A 16202-nucleotide genomic window follows, 5' to 3' on the forward strand; every position below is an offset into this window, starting at 1 on the left:
TTCCTCAGCTGCTTTTTTGATTATCATAGCTCATCTTTTTCTCAACTCTTGCAGCATGAAATTTTTCCTCTTGCTTCTCGCTGGTATTTTTATCTCCCTCGCTTGGCTCCTTCCCATCCATTACCGCCCTTGGGTGACCTATACCGGCGAGCTATATGCTTTTCTTGCGCTGTTCGCTTTAGCGGCTATTTTCCTAAAAGAAAAACTGATTATCCCTAAAATTAGCCTGCCTTTACTGGCCTTAACTGCTATCCCATTTATCCAATGGGCTTGTGGTTTGCTATTCTTTTTTGACAAAGCGCTATTTAGCAGCCTGTATATCTTTGGCTTCTGGTTTGCGATTGTATTGGGCTATAACCTGACTTTAGATAACGCGCAGCGAGAAAAAATATTTACAGGTTTAAGTTTTGTCCTTTTAGGTGTCGGCACCCTAACCGGTCTCATGGCCATTTGCCAATGGCTGACCATCGACCAGTATTTTCCATTTATAGTCGATATTCGTACCGGCCAGCGTCCTTATGCCAACTTTGCCCAGCCAAATAATATGGCGACCTTTCTGGTCATGTCCTTAATGGCCTGTTTATATCTGTATGAAAAACAGAAACTGAAAACAGTACTTTTGGTTGCAACTGGTTTGGTCATCTTAAGCGGGGTGGTGCTAAGTCAATCGCGGACCTCTTGGGTCGCCTCGCTGTGTATTCTGGCTTATCTCGGTTATCAGCAATATCAAGGCTATATCCGCCTGAAATGGTGCTATAGTGCGCTTTGGTTTGCCACTTTTGTCGGTTTGATCTTTATTGCACCTTCCGTAAGTCAGCTACTCTCACAAAGCGCAGATATAGCGGTACAGTCTCGTGATGTGGTACAGCGCGCTACCGGTGATATGTCACGATTGGCAATCTGGGAGCAAATGCTACACGCAATTGCTCATCAGCCCTGGTTTGGCTATGGCTGGCATCAGACCAGTGTCGCTTACACCACGATTAGCGAATTTTTCCAGGGGCCAGTATGGATTCGTAGCGCTCACAATATCGTGCTTGATCTGCTGCTCTGGAATGGTCTGCTGATTGGCCTGCCATTGTTGGCTTATCTGGCCTATTGGGGTTATCAGCTGCATCGGCATGTGAATTCAACTATTTCGGTGATTGGTCTGTTGGTGCTCGGTGCCTTCCTGATTCATGCCATGCTGGAATTTCCACAGAACTATGCCTATTTTCTGCTGCCCGCCGGTTTTATCTTGGGAATTGTACAATCACAACGTTCAAAGGCTGGCGTGCAGTTATCGCCAATATTCATGCGCGTTAGCTTTGGCGTGGGCTTAGTCCTGCTGCTGCTGATTTATCGTGATTATGAGCTGATGGTACCGAAGCTAAATCAATCGGTGCGTTATGAAAAGACACCGGAAAAAATCACCAACCAGGATCAGATTTATCTGCTCGAGGAATTTAACCGCCGCATTGCCTGGATTCGTCTGAATCCGTATAGCCAGCAAAGTCCGGAGCAATTGCAGCAGATTCATGAGATTGTATTGAACTATCCAACCCAGTATGACCTGCTTAAATATGCCCGGGTGCTGGCCTTTAATGGCTATGAAGTAGAAGCCAAACGGCAGCTGGAGTTGTTAAAGACCTTGCGCAAGGTCGAGGTGGATTATGACAGCTTGCTGGATGGAGCAGAAATCAGACAGGAACCATAAATCATCTGCTGATTTTTAAGGCTGCTGTTTGGGATGTGAAACACATTGCTCAATCCATAAAAAAGACCGGACTTCCGGTCTTTTTTATGCAGTTAATCTTTTTAATTGAGCTTAGAGCTGACTCTGAATATAGTTTTCAATACCGACAGATTCAGTTAAATCCAGTTGCGTGGTCGCCCAGTCCAGATATTCTTCTTCTTTTTCCAGAATTTCCTGAACCAGATCGCGGGTTACATAATCCATTTCCTGTTCAGCCAAAACGACGGCTTTCTGAATGGCTTCAATATTTTCTTTGACTTTACGGACATCGCAGTTCAGTACTTCAACGGTATGCTGACCAATATACAGTTTGCCCAGATGTTGCAGATTTGGCAGACCTTCTAGAAATAAAATCCGCTCGATAATTTTATCGGCATGTTTCATCTGACGAATTGATTCTTTATATTCCGCCGAACCGAGTTGTTCAATGCCCCAGTCATTAAACATGCGCGAATGTAAAAAATATTGGTTAATTGCAGTCAGGTGATGATACAAAACTTGGTTGAGTTGATTAATCACCTCACGATTGCCTTTCATTGCACTACTCCATCTCACAATTTCTGCCCTAAACAGTTTTAAGGCAATCTAGAGCTTTATCTTAAACAAGATGATGCAGGATGGCGAGTAATTTATTGAACGGCAAATGAAAATCGCAATCAAAAACAATTAGCTAGGCGGTGTGAAGAAATGTAAGACAAGAAAAACCCGCTGTAGTCGAAAGCGGGAGAGGAAACACCGAGTAAAATTATAATATTTAAATGCGGGAGAGCAATAAAACGTCAGCTTTAGGCAGCAACGGCAAGACGAGACGCAATTTGTGCAATTTCATCGCTAATGATGGCGCGAGTTTCAGGGGCACAGCGACCACAGCAGGTTCCCAGATCCAGCAGGTCACGAATTTCGCGATAGCTTTCAGCACCATTTGCTACGGCGTCTTTAATGTCTTGATCTGTAATACCACGGCACAAGCAAACGTACATTGATACAACCATGAAGAATTAAATAAGATAAGTGTTATTATTGATAATTATTATCGTTTGTCAATAAAAATCATTTGAAAATTCATTTGTTGTGATTGGGTTTTTGAATAAAAAAATACCATCTTATCGATGGTATCTTTTTTGTGCAGCTAAGTTATTGATTAATAATCACCACACCATCCATTTCAGCCAGTGCACCTTTGGGCAGGCTGGCCACACCTAAAGCGGCGCGTGCTGGATATGGCTGGGCAAAATATTCACCCATAATCTGGTTCACCAACTGGAAGTTGGATAAATCGGTCAGGTAGATGTTCAATTTGGCAATATCAGCCAGCGTGCCACCTGCGGCTTCACAGACGGCTTTCAGGTTATCAAAAACACGGCGGATTTGCGCTTCAATGCCTTCAACCAGTTCCATGCTGTAAGGATCAAGGCCAATCTGTCCTGACAGGTACACGGTATTGCCAACTAAAATGGCTTGAGAATATGTACCAATGGCAGCAGGCGCATTTTCAGTATGGATCACTTGGCGGGACATCGATTTCTCCTTTTATAAGTATGGACAGCATAAACGATTAGCCGGGCAGGCCCGGGACTATCGTATCATGATTAACAGGCCTTGGATGTTTCGGCAATATTAGGCGGCAGTTCCAGACGGATAATCCGCGGGAAGCCAAAATGCATACGCAGGTCACGAATAATCTGGGCAATCTGCTTGCGGTTATTTACCACAATATTGACATAGGTCTTGGCATCGTGGCTACGGACCATTTCTACCCCGGTTTTGGCTTTACGGCATTGATAGATCAGGTCGGAAATCTGCTCATCATTCATTTCAATATCAATGCATAAATAGGCGGTGAAGCTGACGTCATCGATATCATCCGAGTTCCACTGCAATGGCATGATATTTTCCGGATGCAGATGCTGTTCATGCAGCAGGTTATGGCAGCGCGCACGATGTACAATTAAACCACGGCGGGATAAATGGCCCTGAATCGGATCACCCAGTACCGGATTACAGCAATGCGCATATTTGACATCAATACCTTCGGTGCCCTGAATCAGACGATCCGAAACTTCCGAGCTGCTGTCCTGTGAATAAAGATGATTGGCCACCAGTTGTGGTAACAGGTCACCGACTGCAATCTGTTCGAACAGGCGTTCTTTGCTATCGATATGACGCCATTGCAGCAGGTTAATCCAGTCATCTTCGGTTAAGTCTTTAATCGAACAGTTAAACAGTTTTAAGGCACGGTTAAGGGCCTGTTCACCGACCAGACGTTGCTCGTCAATATCTTGGTCACGCAGAATATTTTGCAGGGCACGGCGCGCTTTCTGGGTGTTAATAAAGCTGAGCCAGTCCGGGTTTGGTGTTGCTAAAACATCGGTAATCACTTCCACCACTTGGCCGCTGGTTAGCGGGGTCGACAGCGGTTTGATTTCTCCATTAATTTTGGCACCGACGGCATGGTTACCGAGGAACAGGCTGGCTGAATAGGCAAAATCCACCGCGGTGGCGCCTTGTGGTAATTCATGCAGATGGCCATGCGGAGTATAAACCCAGATCTTTTCCTGATGCAGATAATCCAGCAGTTCGCTAAAGGTGGTTTTGGCACAGGCGCCATCAATCAGTACGTTCAGGTTTTGCATGGACGCCTGAATCGCCGAGCGACAGGCTTGCGGTGCATTCTCACCGAGAACCACGCCAAAACGGGCCGCTTTACGCATCAGCTCGGTTTGAATGGTTAAGGATAAAGTAGTTTTTTCACCTTTCAGGCGCAGCATCAGTGACTGGTTGCCACCGGGCAACGGACGGCGAATATGGTCGGCAAAATGCAGCACCTGAAAATGTTCACGTAAAATATCGGCTAAGCGGTCACAGTCGGCAATGCTTTGCAGAATAATTTCAAAGGCGTGGCTGTGAGTCAGCTCTTGCAGATCGATGTCATTTTTAACGAAATAACGGAGCAGTTCGATATTGTTATTTTTCTTTTTAATCCGGCCGCTAATCTGATGATATTGCAGTAGCTCGGCCAGGTTCTTTTCCCATTTGGCCTGATATTCACAGCGTTTCGGCTTGGTTTCTAGCAGGGCAGCCTGAACATTGTTGAACATATCCAGATCAAGATTCTGGTAGCACAGATGTTCCAGGTTGTCGGCCATTTCATTCATACCGACAATACGCGCCATCGGCACAAAAATATCAAAAGTTTCCTGGGCAATGCGGGCACGTTTGTCTGGGCGCAAGGCATCTAGCGTGGTCATGTTGTGATAGCGGTCAGCCAGTTTAATAATGATCACACGCGGGTCTTGCAGGGTCGCTTGCAGAATTTTACGGAAGGACGCGGCTTTATTGTATTCTTTATCGCTGGAATGGCTGAGTTTGGTGACGCCATCGACCAGTTCGGCCACGGTCCGGCCAAATTTTTCAGTAATATCTTCTTTGCTAAATTCGGTATCTTCAATCACATCATGCAGCAGTGCCGCCATCAGGGTTTCGGCATCCAGACGCATATGTGCCAGAATGCAGCTGACCGCAATCGGATGCAGAATATAAGGCTCGCCGCTTTTACGGGTCACGCCATCATGCGCCAGATCGGCATAGTCACAGGCCGCAAGCACGCGCTCGCTATCGCTTTCACTCAAGTAAGCGTCGATAATCATATTTAGTTGCTGTTTGGCTTGGCTGACCTCTGCGCCTGGCATATACCACCTTTAACTACAATGCTCGTAACAATCACAAAAACTGATCTTCTAATGAAAAACATATTGCATGACTTGTCAATTTTTTTCACCGAAAATATCGAAATAAAAGCTCGTTGTAATTACGAGTTCCGATGCTTATGTTATAACGGTTATTGCGCAAATATTAAAGTTCAAATAATAAAAAAGCCTAGTAAAAAACTAGGCTTTTTCAGGATGTATTTTCTTATTGGAAAGAAAAACCATCTAAATTCAAGTTATTTGCTGAAAGTGCAAGGTCAAGGCTAGAGGCTTGGTAGTCCTGATCGCGTTGTTTCAAAATGTCTTTAGAAACGTGGCCTTCTGCAATTTCACGTAAAGCAACAACGGTAGGTTTGTCGTTGTCCCACTCAACGGTAGGTTCAATTCCTTGACGTGCCAATTGACGCGCGCGTTTGCTTGCCACTAGTACAAGCTCAAAGCGGTTGTCTACATGGTCTAAACAATCTTCAACGGTGACGCGTGCCATAAGAGTTCTCGTTTGAATGGTAAATTTAAACAGACTGTGCAGTATAAGGTGCTTTGTCTGAAGACTCAAGTTTTAATCAGGGTGCTGTAGGGGTAATCAGCTTCTGGATCAGCTCCTGGTGACGGTTGGCCTGCTGGCTTAACACCAGACGGTTGGCAATAATCACGGCTTCCAGGTCATGCAGTGCTTTATTGAAGTCATCATTGATAATCACATAGTCAAAGTTGACATATTGCTGCATATCTTCTACCGCACAGCTTAAGCGATGTTCAATCACATCGACAGCATCGGTGCCGCGATTGGACAGGCGCTGGCGCAGGTCAAACTGGCTTGGCGGTAAAATAAAAATCTGTTTCGATTCAGGAAAAAGTTTGCGCACCTGCTGCGCACCTTGCCAGTCAATTTCAAGTAACACATCGTGACCTTTGGCTAACTGCTCTTTAACCGTTGCTTGCGCGGTACCATAATAGTTGCCAAATACTTCTGCATATTCAATAAAACCGCCTTGTTCTACCAAGTCGATAAAATCTTGTTTTTGTGTGAAGTGATAATGCACACCATCAAGTTCGCCGGGACGCTGACCACGTGTTGTGTGAGAGACTGAAACGTGTAAATTATTCACACGCTCAAGCAGGGCTTTAACAAGGGATGTTTTGCCTGTTCCTGAGGCGGCAGAAACGACAAACAATAGACCCGACATGATATTTTTCCTGATATGATAAAATATCTTCTCTATTTTAGAGTAGACGCCCCTTAAACAAAATAGCCAAGATGGCTTTTGTTGGCATAAATTTTTAAACATCCTACCTATTTAACTTCAACATAGAGGGTTCTATGGAAATTGTATTGGCGAATCCACGTGGTTTTTGTGCAGGTGTAGACCGAGCAATTGCGATTGTAAATCGTGCCCTTGAGTGTTTTAATCCCCCTATATATGTACGTCACGAAGTGGTACACAATAAATTTGTGGTAGATGACTTACGCCAACGCGGTGCAATTTTTGTCGATGAGCTAGATGAAGTGCCAGATGACAATATCGTGATTTTTAGTGCGCATGGCGTATCTAAAGCGGTGCAGCAAGAAGCGGAGCGTCGTGGCTTAAAAGTATTTGATGCGACTTGTCCGTTGGTCACCAAAGTACATATTGAAGTCACCAAATATGCGCGAGAAGGCACAGAGGCGATTTTAATTGGTCACGAAGGACACCCCGAAGTTGAAGGAACGATGGGTCAGTATGACAAGAAAAATGGTGGCGAAATTTATTTGGTAGAAGATGAGGATGATGTGGCTGCACTTGCGGTTCAGCATCCAGATAAAGTGGCTTTTGTGACACAAACTACTTTGTCGATTGATGATACTGCTAAAGTCATTGATGCCTTGCGCCAGAAATATCCTAATATTCAAGGGCCACGCAAAGACGATATTTGTTATGCCACCCAAAACCGTCAAGATGCTGTACGCGACTTAGCCAATCAATGCGATGTGGTGTTGGTGGTGGGTTCGCCAAATTCATCTAACTCTAACCGTTTACGCGAACTTGCAGAGCGTATGGGGAAACAAGCCTACTTGGTAGATAATGCCGATGAATTAAACCAAGCATGGTTTAAAGCAAATACAAAAATTGGTGTAACTGCGGGCGCATCTGCACCTGAAATTTTAATTAAACAGGTGATTCAACGCTTACAGGATTGGGGTGCAACAGCACCTGAAGAGCTGGCTGGACGTGAAGAAAATATTACCTTTAGTTTGCCCAAAGAGTTACGCATTCCTGTAACACAAGCTTAAACTGCGAAGCATATAACACTTTAAAAAACTGATTAAAAATAGGCAGATAACCGTTAAATGACGGTTATCTGCTTTTTTATGCCTTTTATCCTGAAGTGTGAGGGTTTTGTAAAGTTGTTGGTTACTATTTTTAATAGGGCAACGTCTGTGTCTTTGGGGGGAGTATGCGACATAAAGAAAACGGGTTCACCTTAATTGAGTTGATGGTGACCATTGCGGTGATGGCGATTATCGCAATGATTGCTGTGCCTTCTTTCAGCAATATGTTGCTAAAGCAAAACTTAAAAAAAAGTACGCAAGAGTTAGCCAATGTATTGGTTCAAGCAAGGTCAAAAGCAGCATTAGAGCGTAGGGAAGTTACTGTGCAACTAAATACTTCAGCGGTTGCTGATTCTTTGACGCAATTAAATTGGATGCCAGAAGGAAAAGCAGTGTTGAAAACTGGTTCACCAACAAGTATTACATTTTTAGCTACCGGTTTAATCAAGAGTGCAACAGCGGATACGTCTTTTACTATCTGTGAGCAGGTATCTGGTGAATTATCAAGAACTGTGAGTATTTCGAGAATGGGCACCATACAGCAGATTACTGAGGGAACATGCTCATGAAAATAATAATGTCGAGTCAAAAGGGTGTTGGTTTAATTGAGATTTTAGTGGCTTTGCTGGTCTTGGCAATTGGGATTTTAGGATTTGTTGCATTGCAATATCGGGCTGTAGAGGCAACATCTGAAGCAATAAATCGCGTTCAAGCGATCAATATTGCACGCGACTTAGCGGAGCGAATTCGAGCAAATCGCGATGGACTGGCTGCCTATAAAGCCCAAACTGCTACTGCAGCGAATCAGGTTGCATACAATACAAACTGTATGACCAATGCATGCAGTACTGCAGATTTGGCTGATTTTGATGTGTCTCAAGTCACAGGGAAAGCGGCCGACTTGGGGATGACAGTTAACATATTGTCTTGTGCTGGTAATAATGATGGTCGAAATTGCTTGTATGTTGCTTGGGGAGATACCAGTGCGACGGATGGTACTGGTAGTGGCGACTGTACCAATGGGACATCCTATAATCCTAGCTCGACCTGTGTAATTATGGAGACCTATTAAAATGAAGAAAAAACAATTAGGTTTTACCTTAATCGAACTAATGATCTCATTGACCTTAGGGTTGATTGTTACCGCAGCTGCTATTTTATTGTTTATTACCGGGCAGCGTAGTGTAATGATGCAAAGAGGTGTGGCGGAGCTACAAGACAATGCTAATTTTGGGTTAAATTATATTACCAAAGACATTCGTTTGGCTAACCTTAACACCAGTACTGCGGCAATTAATGACCAAACTTTATATGGTGGTGTGGTATTGACTTCAGACGCATCGGACGATGTTGTTGAGGCCTCAGGAGTAAAAAGCCCAACTCTACCTACCACTATTGTGGTTGCTGATGCCTTGCTTTCTCAGGGTGATGACCGTGTAGCAGTTGGCACAAGCCCTCAATGGACGGGTTCTTCGAATGCGGAAGATACTTCGGGTACGGCTCTGACCAGTGATCAATTGGTGATTCAATATTTACCGCAATACACCATTGACCCTAAAACTACCCCAACAGATGATACGGATGATGAGTATGTGGGTGGATTTGATTGTGAAGGTAATGAAATTCGTTTCTCTGCAGCTGAAAACTTAAGAATTTATGTGCAACGTTATTTCTTAAGAGAAGATGATAATCAAGCCACTAATGAAACCTCTCCTTTAGCGCTCGCATGTGATGCTGGATATTATGCAATAGGCGATTTTCATGGTGATATTCCAGCAACAGGAAGCTCACCAGCTATTCCTGCAACAATTCCTGCAACTGCACCAACTGCGATTACCAATTATGGTGGTGCGGGTGAAATTATTATGAAACGTGTTGATCATTTCCGTGTATTGCTCGGCGTACAAAGTGATGTTGCCGCTGCGGCGAGTACACCTGCGAGCACAACTCATCAGTATCTGTCGATTAAAGACTATATGGGAATGACTGCACCTCGTCCGCGTATTTTATCTATTCAATTGGGTGCTTTGGTGCGTTCAACGCAATCGGTTGGAGCGGAATCTGCAGTGAGGGCAGATCAGCAATTCCAGATTCTTGACCAAACTGTAAAGCTTAAAACATCAACCGATCCTAAATATATTCGTCAAGTGGTCTCGCAAACCATCGCGTTGCGTAATGCACTCGGGGAGCGAGAATAATGAAAACAAAACAAGAAGGTGCGACATTAATTGTTGTTCTAATTCTATTGGTCATTATTACTATGATTGGGACATTAGCCATCCGAAGCAGTTTGACCACCTTAAATATTGCCACCAATAGCCAAGCACAGCAGTTGTTGGTACAAAACTCCGATTCCGCAATTTTTAATGTTGAAGACCCTGATCTTATTGAAAGAAACACGGCCTATGATGGATTATTTGGTTTGGTAAAAAGCGATGCCAATAAGGGTAAGGAGTTGGTGTTTTGCTATAAAGGGACTGCGACTGAGTTTTATGATTTTTCACGCGCCAGTTTTATGCAATGGGTGTCGGGAACAGCTCCAAATAACAGCGAGTTAGGTATAGATGGTTATTGTAAGATGGATAGCAGTAATAATTTCTTTACCAGTGGTCGTAAAGCGGTCATGACTCAAGTTTCAATTAAGGTGAATACCGATGCCTCAAGTAATTTAGATCGGGCATTCGAACATATGCAAAGAGGAACCGACGCGGAGTCTGCCAAGATTGATAAGTCAGAAAAAATATTGGTTACTGCGACTTCAATTGTACCTTCAATGAGCACAGCAAACGATACAGATATTAATAATTGTTTTTCTACACACATGAATCAGGTGGTCATTCCGAGTGGTGTGACACCTGCCACAGGCATGAATAAAAGTGTGTCGCAATGTTTGCAAGATTTGGGTGTGCCAGTAAATACGCAAATTGCCGAATACAACTTAACGCAAGCTTTTGACCGTACTTAATGTTGAGGGATTAAACCATGAAAAATACAGCAAAAATAATGACATTTAAGCTCTCAGTATTAACCACGTTAATGCTGTGTGTAACAGCCAATAATGCCAGCGATATTGAAATTTATAAAGCACCGAATGCTTCTGACGGTAAAGCACGGGTGATGTTGAATTTGGATAACTCGACTTTTATGTCGGGTGACCCCGATGGTACCAATGGGGGAAATGGTACAATCGGAATGGACTTTCCAGGGGTTGAGTGTAAAGATAAGGGTGAAAAATATAAAATCGAGTCTGAAACATGGACCACTGGAACAAAGTCTTATACCTATGAAGCAGCTTACTGCGTAATGCCAAAAGCAACTTATGATGGTTTAACTGGCGCTGCTAAAACTCGAGTCACAAACCTATGTCCATCTACGGCTTCGGGTGATCGTAAATGTTATAGCCGTTTAACCATGTTAAAGCGTGGTGCTCTCAAGGTAATTAATGATGCAGCTTTGGGATCAAATGTCAAAATTGGGTTGAATTTCTTTCCTCAACATACAGCGGCCCCGCAAGATGGCAGTGCCGATGTCACTCGGCCTGTGCCTTTAGCGTGGTATAACGCAAGTACTGGTGCGATTTGCGATACCGCACCTTATACAGGTTGTACTGATGGGCGTGATCAATTAAGTCGGATTGTCGCAGGAATTCGTAAATCGGAAACGAATTTAAAAGAAAAAACAGTACCTGTGGCTCTAGGCTACGGCAACGCAGCGCATGGTTTGTTGACCGATTCAGCAAATGTGGCTTTAGGAACAGCAGACCAATGTTCGGGTTATGGTATTTTTACTTTGACATCTGGTATGCCTGTTGATGACGATATTGGCGCAGGACGTGATCAATTAAATAAAATCTTGCGAACAGGAACAGATAGTCAATTATCTGGTAGTAGTGCGAGCCAATGTGCAAATGGTGGTAGTGGTGGCTCAACAGGAAATACTGGTGCTGCATGGCAATGTGTTAATGCTGCTGCAACCCGTCTAATGGCAGGTAAAGCCAAAATTAGTGTGCCTGTAAAATCGGTTGTGGTGAGTTATGGTACCGACATGACACTCGGACTGCCTGATTTGCAACCATACGATCCTGAATTGACCTCTCAAACGACCATCAATACCGACGTTCAATCCATTAGCGACGGTAAAATAAAAGAAAATAAAAGGTATGCTGCTTATGCAGGTTTAAATGGTGGTGGTGGGTATTACTCTGTACAAGACCCTGATACTTTATCTAAAACAATTAAAGATTTTATTGCCGATGTCGGTAAGGTTGATATTCCGTATATGACGACTGGTGCGCCGACTATCCCACAAGACCCACTAAACCCAGTGCTTATACAAAGTAATGCGTACTTTTCTCAATTTAAACCAACGCCAACTAAAACCACTACTGTGGGCAACCAGCTTTGGGCTGGGAATATGAAAAAGTACCGAGTCAATAATGTGGGTCGTTTGGTCGGTAAAAATGGTGATATCGTTGGCGCTGCCGAGGTAAAAGAAGACGTAACCAATGACGTAGGTCAATTAATTACAGGGACACATGACTACTGGGCACCAGCTGTGAGTTCGGATGCCACGATTGCCAAAGGTGCTGAAACTTTACAGGGTAGTGAGTTGTTCGCCCGTATGGGTGGGGCGTGGTCACAATTGCCACTTGCCACAATCGTTGCTGGGGCTACGGTTGATAATCGTAAATTATGGACCAATCGTGTAGTTGATAGTGCTACGGCTGCGGTCAGTAATAGTTCGACTTTACGCCAAATTAACAGTGCAGATTGGGCTGTCAATGATCCAAAACGTTCAGACATTATGAGTTTGTTTAATTTGCGTCAATTGGGTGCGGTCATGCATTCGTCACCGTTATTACTATCGAATGAAGGTAAAATAACCTATAACGCCTCGACCAAACAGCTTGAATCGAGTGGTCGTGAAGATTATGTATTGTTTGGTAGTACACAAGGTTTATTGCATGTGGTGAAAGCTGATGACTACACCTCAACCAATGGTGGTGGTAAGGAAATATTTGCATTCGTTCCAAATGAAATGGTTGAAAACCAAAGTAAAGCTTTCTTAACCCCTGATCAAACCACAGGTGGAACAGCAAATTTATTTTATGGTATAGATGCGCCGTGGACGGCTTATACCGAATATGTACCTAAGGCGGATGGTACTTTAACCGTCGGTACGGGGAAAACTACGACAGGTACAACGACACTCAAGGGTAAGCAGTTTGTTTATGGTGGTTTACGTATGGGTGGTCGTAGCTATTACTCACTTGACCTGACAGATATGAGTAGTCCATCTTTAAAATTCCATATTAATCCAGATGCCGCTGCTTCAGGAACACCGTTAAGCTATATGGGCGAAAGTTGGTCGAAACCTAAAATTGCTTGGGTAAACTGGCAAGGCAGCCGAAAAATGGTGATGTTTGTGGGGGGCGGTTATGACGCAGGCGGTACCACAGGTAAAGCCAATAATGGAGGATATGAAAGTGATACCTACGACCAAGACAATGGTATTGGTGCGGGTGTGTATATGTTTAGTGCCGATGGTGCGGATGCAGGTAATTTGTTGTGGTGGGCAAGTAATAATGCTTCAGCTACTACGGCTGCTACAACCGACTCCGGCGTGATTGCGCTGAAAGATGCCAATATGAAATACAGTGTGGTAAGTGAAATTAAAACTGCCGACCGAGACAACGATGGTTTAGTCGATCATCTTTATTTTGGTGATTTAGGTGGACAAGTCTTCCGCATTGATCTGAATAATAACGCGTCAACCAGTGGTGCATTTGCGACACGTTCAACTCGTATTATGAATATGCATGCTTCGGGTGGAACGAGCCCACGTTTCTACGCTGCGCCATCGTTTGCGATTTTTGAAGACAGTGCAAGTGGTAATTTATTTGCAGGCATTTCGATTGGTAGTGGGAATTTGAGTCATCCTTTAGCTGGATATGATTCGGGTCGACACTATGATGCTTTATATACGATTTACGATAAAGACGTAACTCGCTCTGATCTATATACTGCAAGTACAATGAATACTCAAGATACAGCAGTGGGTGCGACTGGTTCACTTGCGATCAATGAACTCACTATGGAGAATCGTTTCCAGCAGACCGAGGATAACATGACAGCATTGGTTGCACCTTATGCAACCTCATCAGGTTGGTATTATAAACTCCCAGGTGGTACGAAAATTCAACATGAAAAGATATTCTACTCACCAACCGTAATTGATTATGACCTGTATGTGAGTAGCTATGATGCAAGTCGTTTAGGTTTAACGGGTGCGTGTGGTGGTGGTGTGCAAGGGGTAAGTAAAGTACAAATCTTCTGTATGCCATTTGGTCAATGTTCAGCGGCAGACTATCCAAGTCGCACAAATACGAACTATAGTGACGATCATGGACCAGGGATTCAAAACCATGCGATTGCGAGTGGTGGTGATGGTACAACACGTTTAGTTGGTGGTGCGATTATTGGTAATAATTTAAATGATCAATATGCAACGACTATTAAATTAATTGCACAACGTTGGTATGAAAAATAATAGGTGATCTATGAAAAAAAATGGTTTCACCTTAATCGAGCTCATGGTCGTTGTTGTGATTGTTGCGATTTTCGTAGCAATCGCAATTCCATCCTATCAAGCTTATATCCGTAGAGCAGAGACATCGAAAGCACAACAAGAGTTGAAGCGCATTGCGACATTACTTGAACGGCATAAAGCACGAAATTTTAGTTATAAGGGATTTGATTTTTCTGCTCAAACATTAAGTACTCCTAGAACCTATAGCTTTGAACTCAAAGATGGTACAAATACGACTAAATTATTAAATGCAACAGATGCTGCGGGTCATGCTTGGGTGTTAAAAGCGACGACAACAGATGCAAAAAATTATAACTACTTAATTACAAGCACTGGAATTCGGTGTAAAAATTTGACTGCTGAAAACATTAGTTATACAGGGTGTGGCACTGGAGGGGAGGCATGGTAATACAGCAAAAAGGCTTTACTCTTATTGAGTTAATGATCGTTGTTGCGGTAATTGCAGTTCTAGCAGCAATTGCCTATCCCTCTTATCAAGACTCTGTACGTCGTACAAAACGAGCAGATATGAAGGCCAACTTGACTGAAATTGCGAGTCAAATTCAACGCTACAAAATTGCTAATTTTAAGGTAACGGGTGCAACAACTAGTGATGTGGGAATAGCAGCGGCTTATCCGACACAGGGGACAGCTTTATATACTGTAAATTTAAGCCCTGTGAGCGGTACTCCATCAGCGTTAACATCATCAGCGTGGACGTTAACAGCAACTCCAATTGCTGGATCAGCACAACAAGGTGATGGGCATTTGGTTGTAAATTATCGTGGTGAGCGTTGTTGGACCAAAGGAACCGACATTAATAGTGGGACTGCCTGTGTGCCGTCAGCCACTACAAATTGGGATGGTCGCTAACTTCCAAATTCAAAACTGTGGATAAATCATTTTTTGATCTTTCCCTCGTGCGGAATTTAGCGTAGAATATTGCCCTCTATGAAAGGGGTTTGAAATGTATCGATGGTCGGTACAGGGATAATCCGTAAAAACTATAAGGTTGTATCATGGTAGTTATTCGTCTTACTCGCGGTGGTGCTAAAAAGCGTCCATTCTATCAAATCGTTGTAACTGATAGCCGCAATCCACGTGACGGTCGTTTCATTGAACGTATCGGTTTCTTCAACCCTACAGCGCAAGGTAAAGCAGAAAAACTTCGTTTAGATGCTGACCGTTTTGCTCACTGGGTAGCACAAGGTGCTCAACCTTCTGAACGTGTTGCTTCTTTAGCTGCTCAAGCGAAGAAAGCTGCAGCTGCTGCATAATTTTAAAGAATTAAGTAGTAGGTAGCCCATGACACCAACACAGAATGTACCCGAAGATCGTATTCAGATTGGACAGTTACGTTCAGCATATGGATTAAATGGGTGGCTCTGGGTCTATTCCAATACAGAACCCATGAGCAACATGTTTGACTACCTGCCTTGGTACATTGAGACCAAAGCAGGTTGGCAAACTGTCGATGTAAAACGTTGGAAACCACATGGCAAAGGCCTGGTTGTCAGCTTAAAAGGTGTGAGCGATCGCACCGCAGCAGACGGTCTGGTTGGTGCAAATATCTGGATTTCAAAATCGCAACTGCCGCAAGCAGGTGTGGATGAGTATTACTGGTCTGATTTAAAAGGTCTAACCGTGTTAGGTCTGGATGATGAGGAACAGGAAGTTAATCTCGGTCAAATCCACGAACTGTTTGAAACAGGCGCTAACGATGTGATGGTGGTTCGCGCAACTGCTGACAGCATTGATGGTGAAGAGCGTATGATTCCATGGCATAAAGATGTGGTACAACGCGTTGATCTCGAAACAGGTCGTATTTATGTCAATTGGGGCGTAGATTACTAATATTTTT

General features: G+C 43.6%; 17 protein-coding genes. 11 read left to right on the plus strand and 6 right to left on the minus strand.

Features of this window, described 5'->3' with window-relative positions; translation table 11 throughout:
* Nucleotides 1-55 precede the first annotated feature (55 nt).
* On the plus strand, nucleotides 56-1696 hold the full coding sequence (locus P253_RS09815; RefSeq protein ID WP_016658469.1) for a PglL family O-oligosaccharyltransferase: 1641 nt from the start codon (nucleotides 56-58) through the stop codon (nucleotides 1694-1696).
* A 111-nt stretch (nucleotides 1697-1807) separates the two neighbouring features.
* Here the strand turns inward: P253_RS09815 and bfr are convergent, their stop codons facing one another.
* The 6 genes from bfr to gmk all read right to left on the minus strand — a co-directional run bounded on the left by bfr (nucleotide 1808) and on the right by gmk (nucleotide 6629).
* A complete protein-coding gene (gene bfr / locus P253_RS09820) occupies nucleotides 1808-2272 on the minus strand; it encodes a heteropolymeric bacterioferritin subunit Bfr (protein ID WP_005180468.1) in 465 nt (154 codons plus the stop codon).
* Between the two features lie 248 nt (nucleotides 2273-2520).
* Nucleotides 2521-2715 (minus strand): bacterioferritin-associated ferredoxin, encoded by a 195-nt coding sequence (locus P253_RS09825; protein ID WP_035363392.1) that lies wholly within the window; start codon nucleotides 2713-2715, stop codon nucleotides 2521-2523.
* A 154-nt stretch (nucleotides 2716-2869) separates the two neighbouring features.
* Nucleotides 2870-3253 carry a RidA family protein gene (locus P253_RS09830; RefSeq protein WP_016658471.1) on the minus strand — a complete coding sequence of 128 codons (384 nt, stop codon included), beginning with the start codon at nucleotides 3251-3253 and terminating at the stop codon, nucleotides 2870-2872.
* 71 nt (nucleotides 3254-3324) lie between these two features.
* Nucleotides 3325-5424 (minus strand): RelA/SpoT family protein, encoded by a 2100-nt coding sequence (locus tag P253_RS09835; protein ID WP_016658472.1) that lies wholly within the window; start codon nucleotides 5422-5424, stop codon nucleotides 3325-3327.
* A 223-nt stretch (nucleotides 5425-5647) separates the two neighbouring features.
* Nucleotides 5648-5929 (minus strand): DNA-directed RNA polymerase subunit omega, encoded by a 282-nt coding sequence (rpoZ, locus tag P253_RS09840; RefSeq protein ID WP_005013174.1) that lies wholly within the window; start codon nucleotides 5927-5929, stop codon nucleotides 5648-5650.
* A gap of 76 nt (nucleotides 5930-6005) precedes the next feature.
* Nucleotides 6006-6629 (minus strand): guanylate kinase, encoded by a 624-nt coding sequence (gmk, locus tag P253_RS09845; RefSeq protein WP_005180457.1) that lies wholly within the window; start codon nucleotides 6627-6629, stop codon nucleotides 6006-6008.
* Between the two features lie 134 nt (nucleotides 6630-6763).
* Between gmk and ispH the strand changes: the two genes are divergently transcribed.
* The 10 genes from ispH (at nucleotide 6764) to rimM (ending at nucleotide 16195) form a co-directional block, all read left to right on the plus strand.
* The gene (gene ispH, locus P253_RS09850; protein WP_016658473.1) at nucleotides 6764-7714 is read left to right on the plus strand and encodes a 4-hydroxy-3-methylbut-2-enyl diphosphate reductase; all 951 of its coding nucleotides are present in this window, start codon (nucleotides 6764-6766) and stop codon (nucleotides 7712-7714) included.
* Between the two features lie 164 nt (nucleotides 7715-7878).
* On the plus strand, nucleotides 7879-8322 hold the full coding sequence (locus P253_RS09855; RefSeq protein ID WP_016658474.1) for a GspH/FimT family pseudopilin: 444 nt from the start codon (nucleotides 7879-7881) through the stop codon (nucleotides 8320-8322).
* Nucleotides 8319-8825: a type IV pilus modification protein PilV gene (gene pilV / locus P253_RS09860; RefSeq protein WP_016658475.1), complete on the plus strand. Its 507-nt coding sequence runs from the start codon at nucleotides 8319-8321 to the stop codon at nucleotides 8823-8825. The genes P253_RS09855 and pilV overlap by 4 nt, the downstream gene beginning before the upstream one ends.
* Before the next feature lies 1 nt (nucleotide 8826).
* Entirely contained in the window at nucleotides 8827-9951 is a 1125-nt protein-coding gene (locus P253_RS09865) for a PilW family protein (RefSeq protein ID WP_016658476.1), read from the plus strand.
* The gene (locus tag P253_RS09870; RefSeq protein ID WP_016658477.1) at nucleotides 9951-10718 is read left to right on the plus strand and encodes a hypothetical protein; all 768 of its coding nucleotides are present in this window, start codon (nucleotides 9951-9953) and stop codon (nucleotides 10716-10718) included. The genes P253_RS09865 and P253_RS09870 overlap by 1 nt, the downstream gene beginning before the upstream one ends.
* 17 nt (nucleotides 10719-10735) lie before the next feature.
* Nucleotides 10736-14302: a pilus assembly protein gene (locus P253_RS09875; protein ID WP_016658478.1), complete on the plus strand. Its 3567-nt coding sequence runs from the start codon at nucleotides 10736-10738 to the stop codon at nucleotides 14300-14302.
* A 10-nt stretch (nucleotides 14303-14312) separates the two neighbouring features.
* A complete protein-coding gene (locus P253_RS09880) occupies nucleotides 14313-14750 on the plus strand; it encodes a type IV pilin protein (protein ID WP_016658479.1) in 438 nt (145 codons plus the stop codon).
* Nucleotides 14744-15214 (plus strand): type IV pilin protein, encoded by a 471-nt coding sequence (locus P253_RS09885; RefSeq protein ID WP_016658480.1) that lies wholly within the window; start codon nucleotides 14744-14746, stop codon nucleotides 15212-15214. Before P253_RS09880 ends, P253_RS09885 begins: the two co-directional genes overlap by 7 nt.
* A 146-nt stretch (nucleotides 15215-15360) precedes the next feature.
* Nucleotides 15361-15618: a 30S ribosomal protein S16 gene (gene rpsP, locus P253_RS09890; protein ID WP_004809941.1), complete on the plus strand. Its 258-nt coding sequence runs from the start codon at nucleotides 15361-15363 to the stop codon at nucleotides 15616-15618.
* A gap of 28 nt (nucleotides 15619-15646) precedes the next feature.
* Nucleotides 15647-16195 carry a ribosome maturation factor RimM gene (gene rimM / locus P253_RS09895; RefSeq protein ID WP_016658481.1) on the plus strand — a complete coding sequence of 183 codons (549 nt, stop codon included), beginning with the start codon at nucleotides 15647-15649 and terminating at the stop codon, nucleotides 16193-16195.
* The last annotated feature ends 7 nt before the right edge of the window (nucleotides 16196-16202 follow it).

It is taken from the genome of Acinetobacter indicus CIP 110367, from assembly GCF_000488255.1.
GTDB lineage: Bacteria > Pseudomonadota > Gammaproteobacteria > Pseudomonadales > Moraxellaceae > Acinetobacter > Acinetobacter indicus.

Bases quoted from the DNA above. Each gene is read 5' to 3' on its own strand.
- P253_RS09855 (WP_016658474.1), top strand. From the start codon at position 7,879: ATGCGACATAAAGAAAACGGGTTCACCTTAATTGAGTTGATGGTGACC.
- pilV (WP_016658475.1), top strand. From the start codon at position 8,319: ATGAAAATAATAATGTCGAGTCAAAAGGGTGTTGGTTTAATTGAGATT.
- P253_RS09880 (WP_016658479.1), top strand. From the start codon at position 14,313: ATGAAAAAAAATGGTTTCACCTTAATCGAGCTCATGGTCGTTGTTGTG.
- P253_RS09830 (WP_016658471.1), bottom strand. From the start codon at position 3,253: ATGTCCCGCCAAGTGATCCATACTGAAAATGCGCCTGCTGCCATTGGT.
- P253_RS09865 (WP_016658476.1), top strand. From the start codon at position 8,827: ATGAAGAAAAAACAATTAGGTTTTACCTTAATCGAACTAATGATCTCA.
- bfr (WP_005180468.1), bottom strand. From the start codon at position 2,272: ATGAAAGGCAATCGTGAGGTGATTAATCAACTCAACCAAGTTTTGTAT.
- P253_RS09825 (WP_035363392.1), bottom strand. From the start codon at position 2,715: ATGTACGTTTGCTTGTGCCGTGGTATTACAGATCAAGACATTAAAGAC.
- P253_RS09835 (WP_016658472.1), bottom strand. From the start codon at position 5,424: ATGCCAGGCGCAGAGGTCAGCCAAGCCAAACAGCAACTAAATATGATT.
- P253_RS09870 (WP_016658477.1), top strand. From the start codon at position 9,951: ATGAAAACAAAACAAGAAGGTGCGACATTAATTGTTGTTCTAATTCTA.
- rimM (WP_016658481.1), top strand. From the start codon at position 15,647: ATGACACCAACACAGAATGTACCCGAAGATCGTATTCAGATTGGACAG.
- rpsP (WP_004809941.1), top strand. From the start codon at position 15,361: ATGGTAGTTATTCGTCTTACTCGCGGTGGTGCTAAAAAGCGTCCATTC.
- P253_RS09885 (WP_016658480.1), top strand. From the start codon at position 14,744: ATGGTAATACAGCAAAAAGGCTTTACTCTTATTGAGTTAATGATCGTT.
- rpoZ (WP_005013174.1), bottom strand. From the start codon at position 5,929: ATGGCACGCGTCACCGTTGAAGATTGTTTAGACCATGTAGACAACCGC.
- P253_RS09875 (WP_016658478.1), top strand. From the start codon at position 10,736: ATGAAAAATACAGCAAAAATAATGACATTTAAGCTCTCAGTATTAACC.
- P253_RS09815 (WP_016658469.1), top strand. From the start codon at position 56: ATGAAATTTTTCCTCTTGCTTCTCGCTGGTATTTTTATCTCCCTCGCT.
- ispH (WP_016658473.1), top strand. From the start codon at position 6,764: ATGGAAATTGTATTGGCGAATCCACGTGGTTTTTGTGCAGGTGTAGAC.
- gmk (WP_005180457.1), bottom strand. From the start codon at position 6,629: ATGTCGGGTCTATTGTTTGTCGTTTCTGCCGCCTCAGGAACAGGCAAA.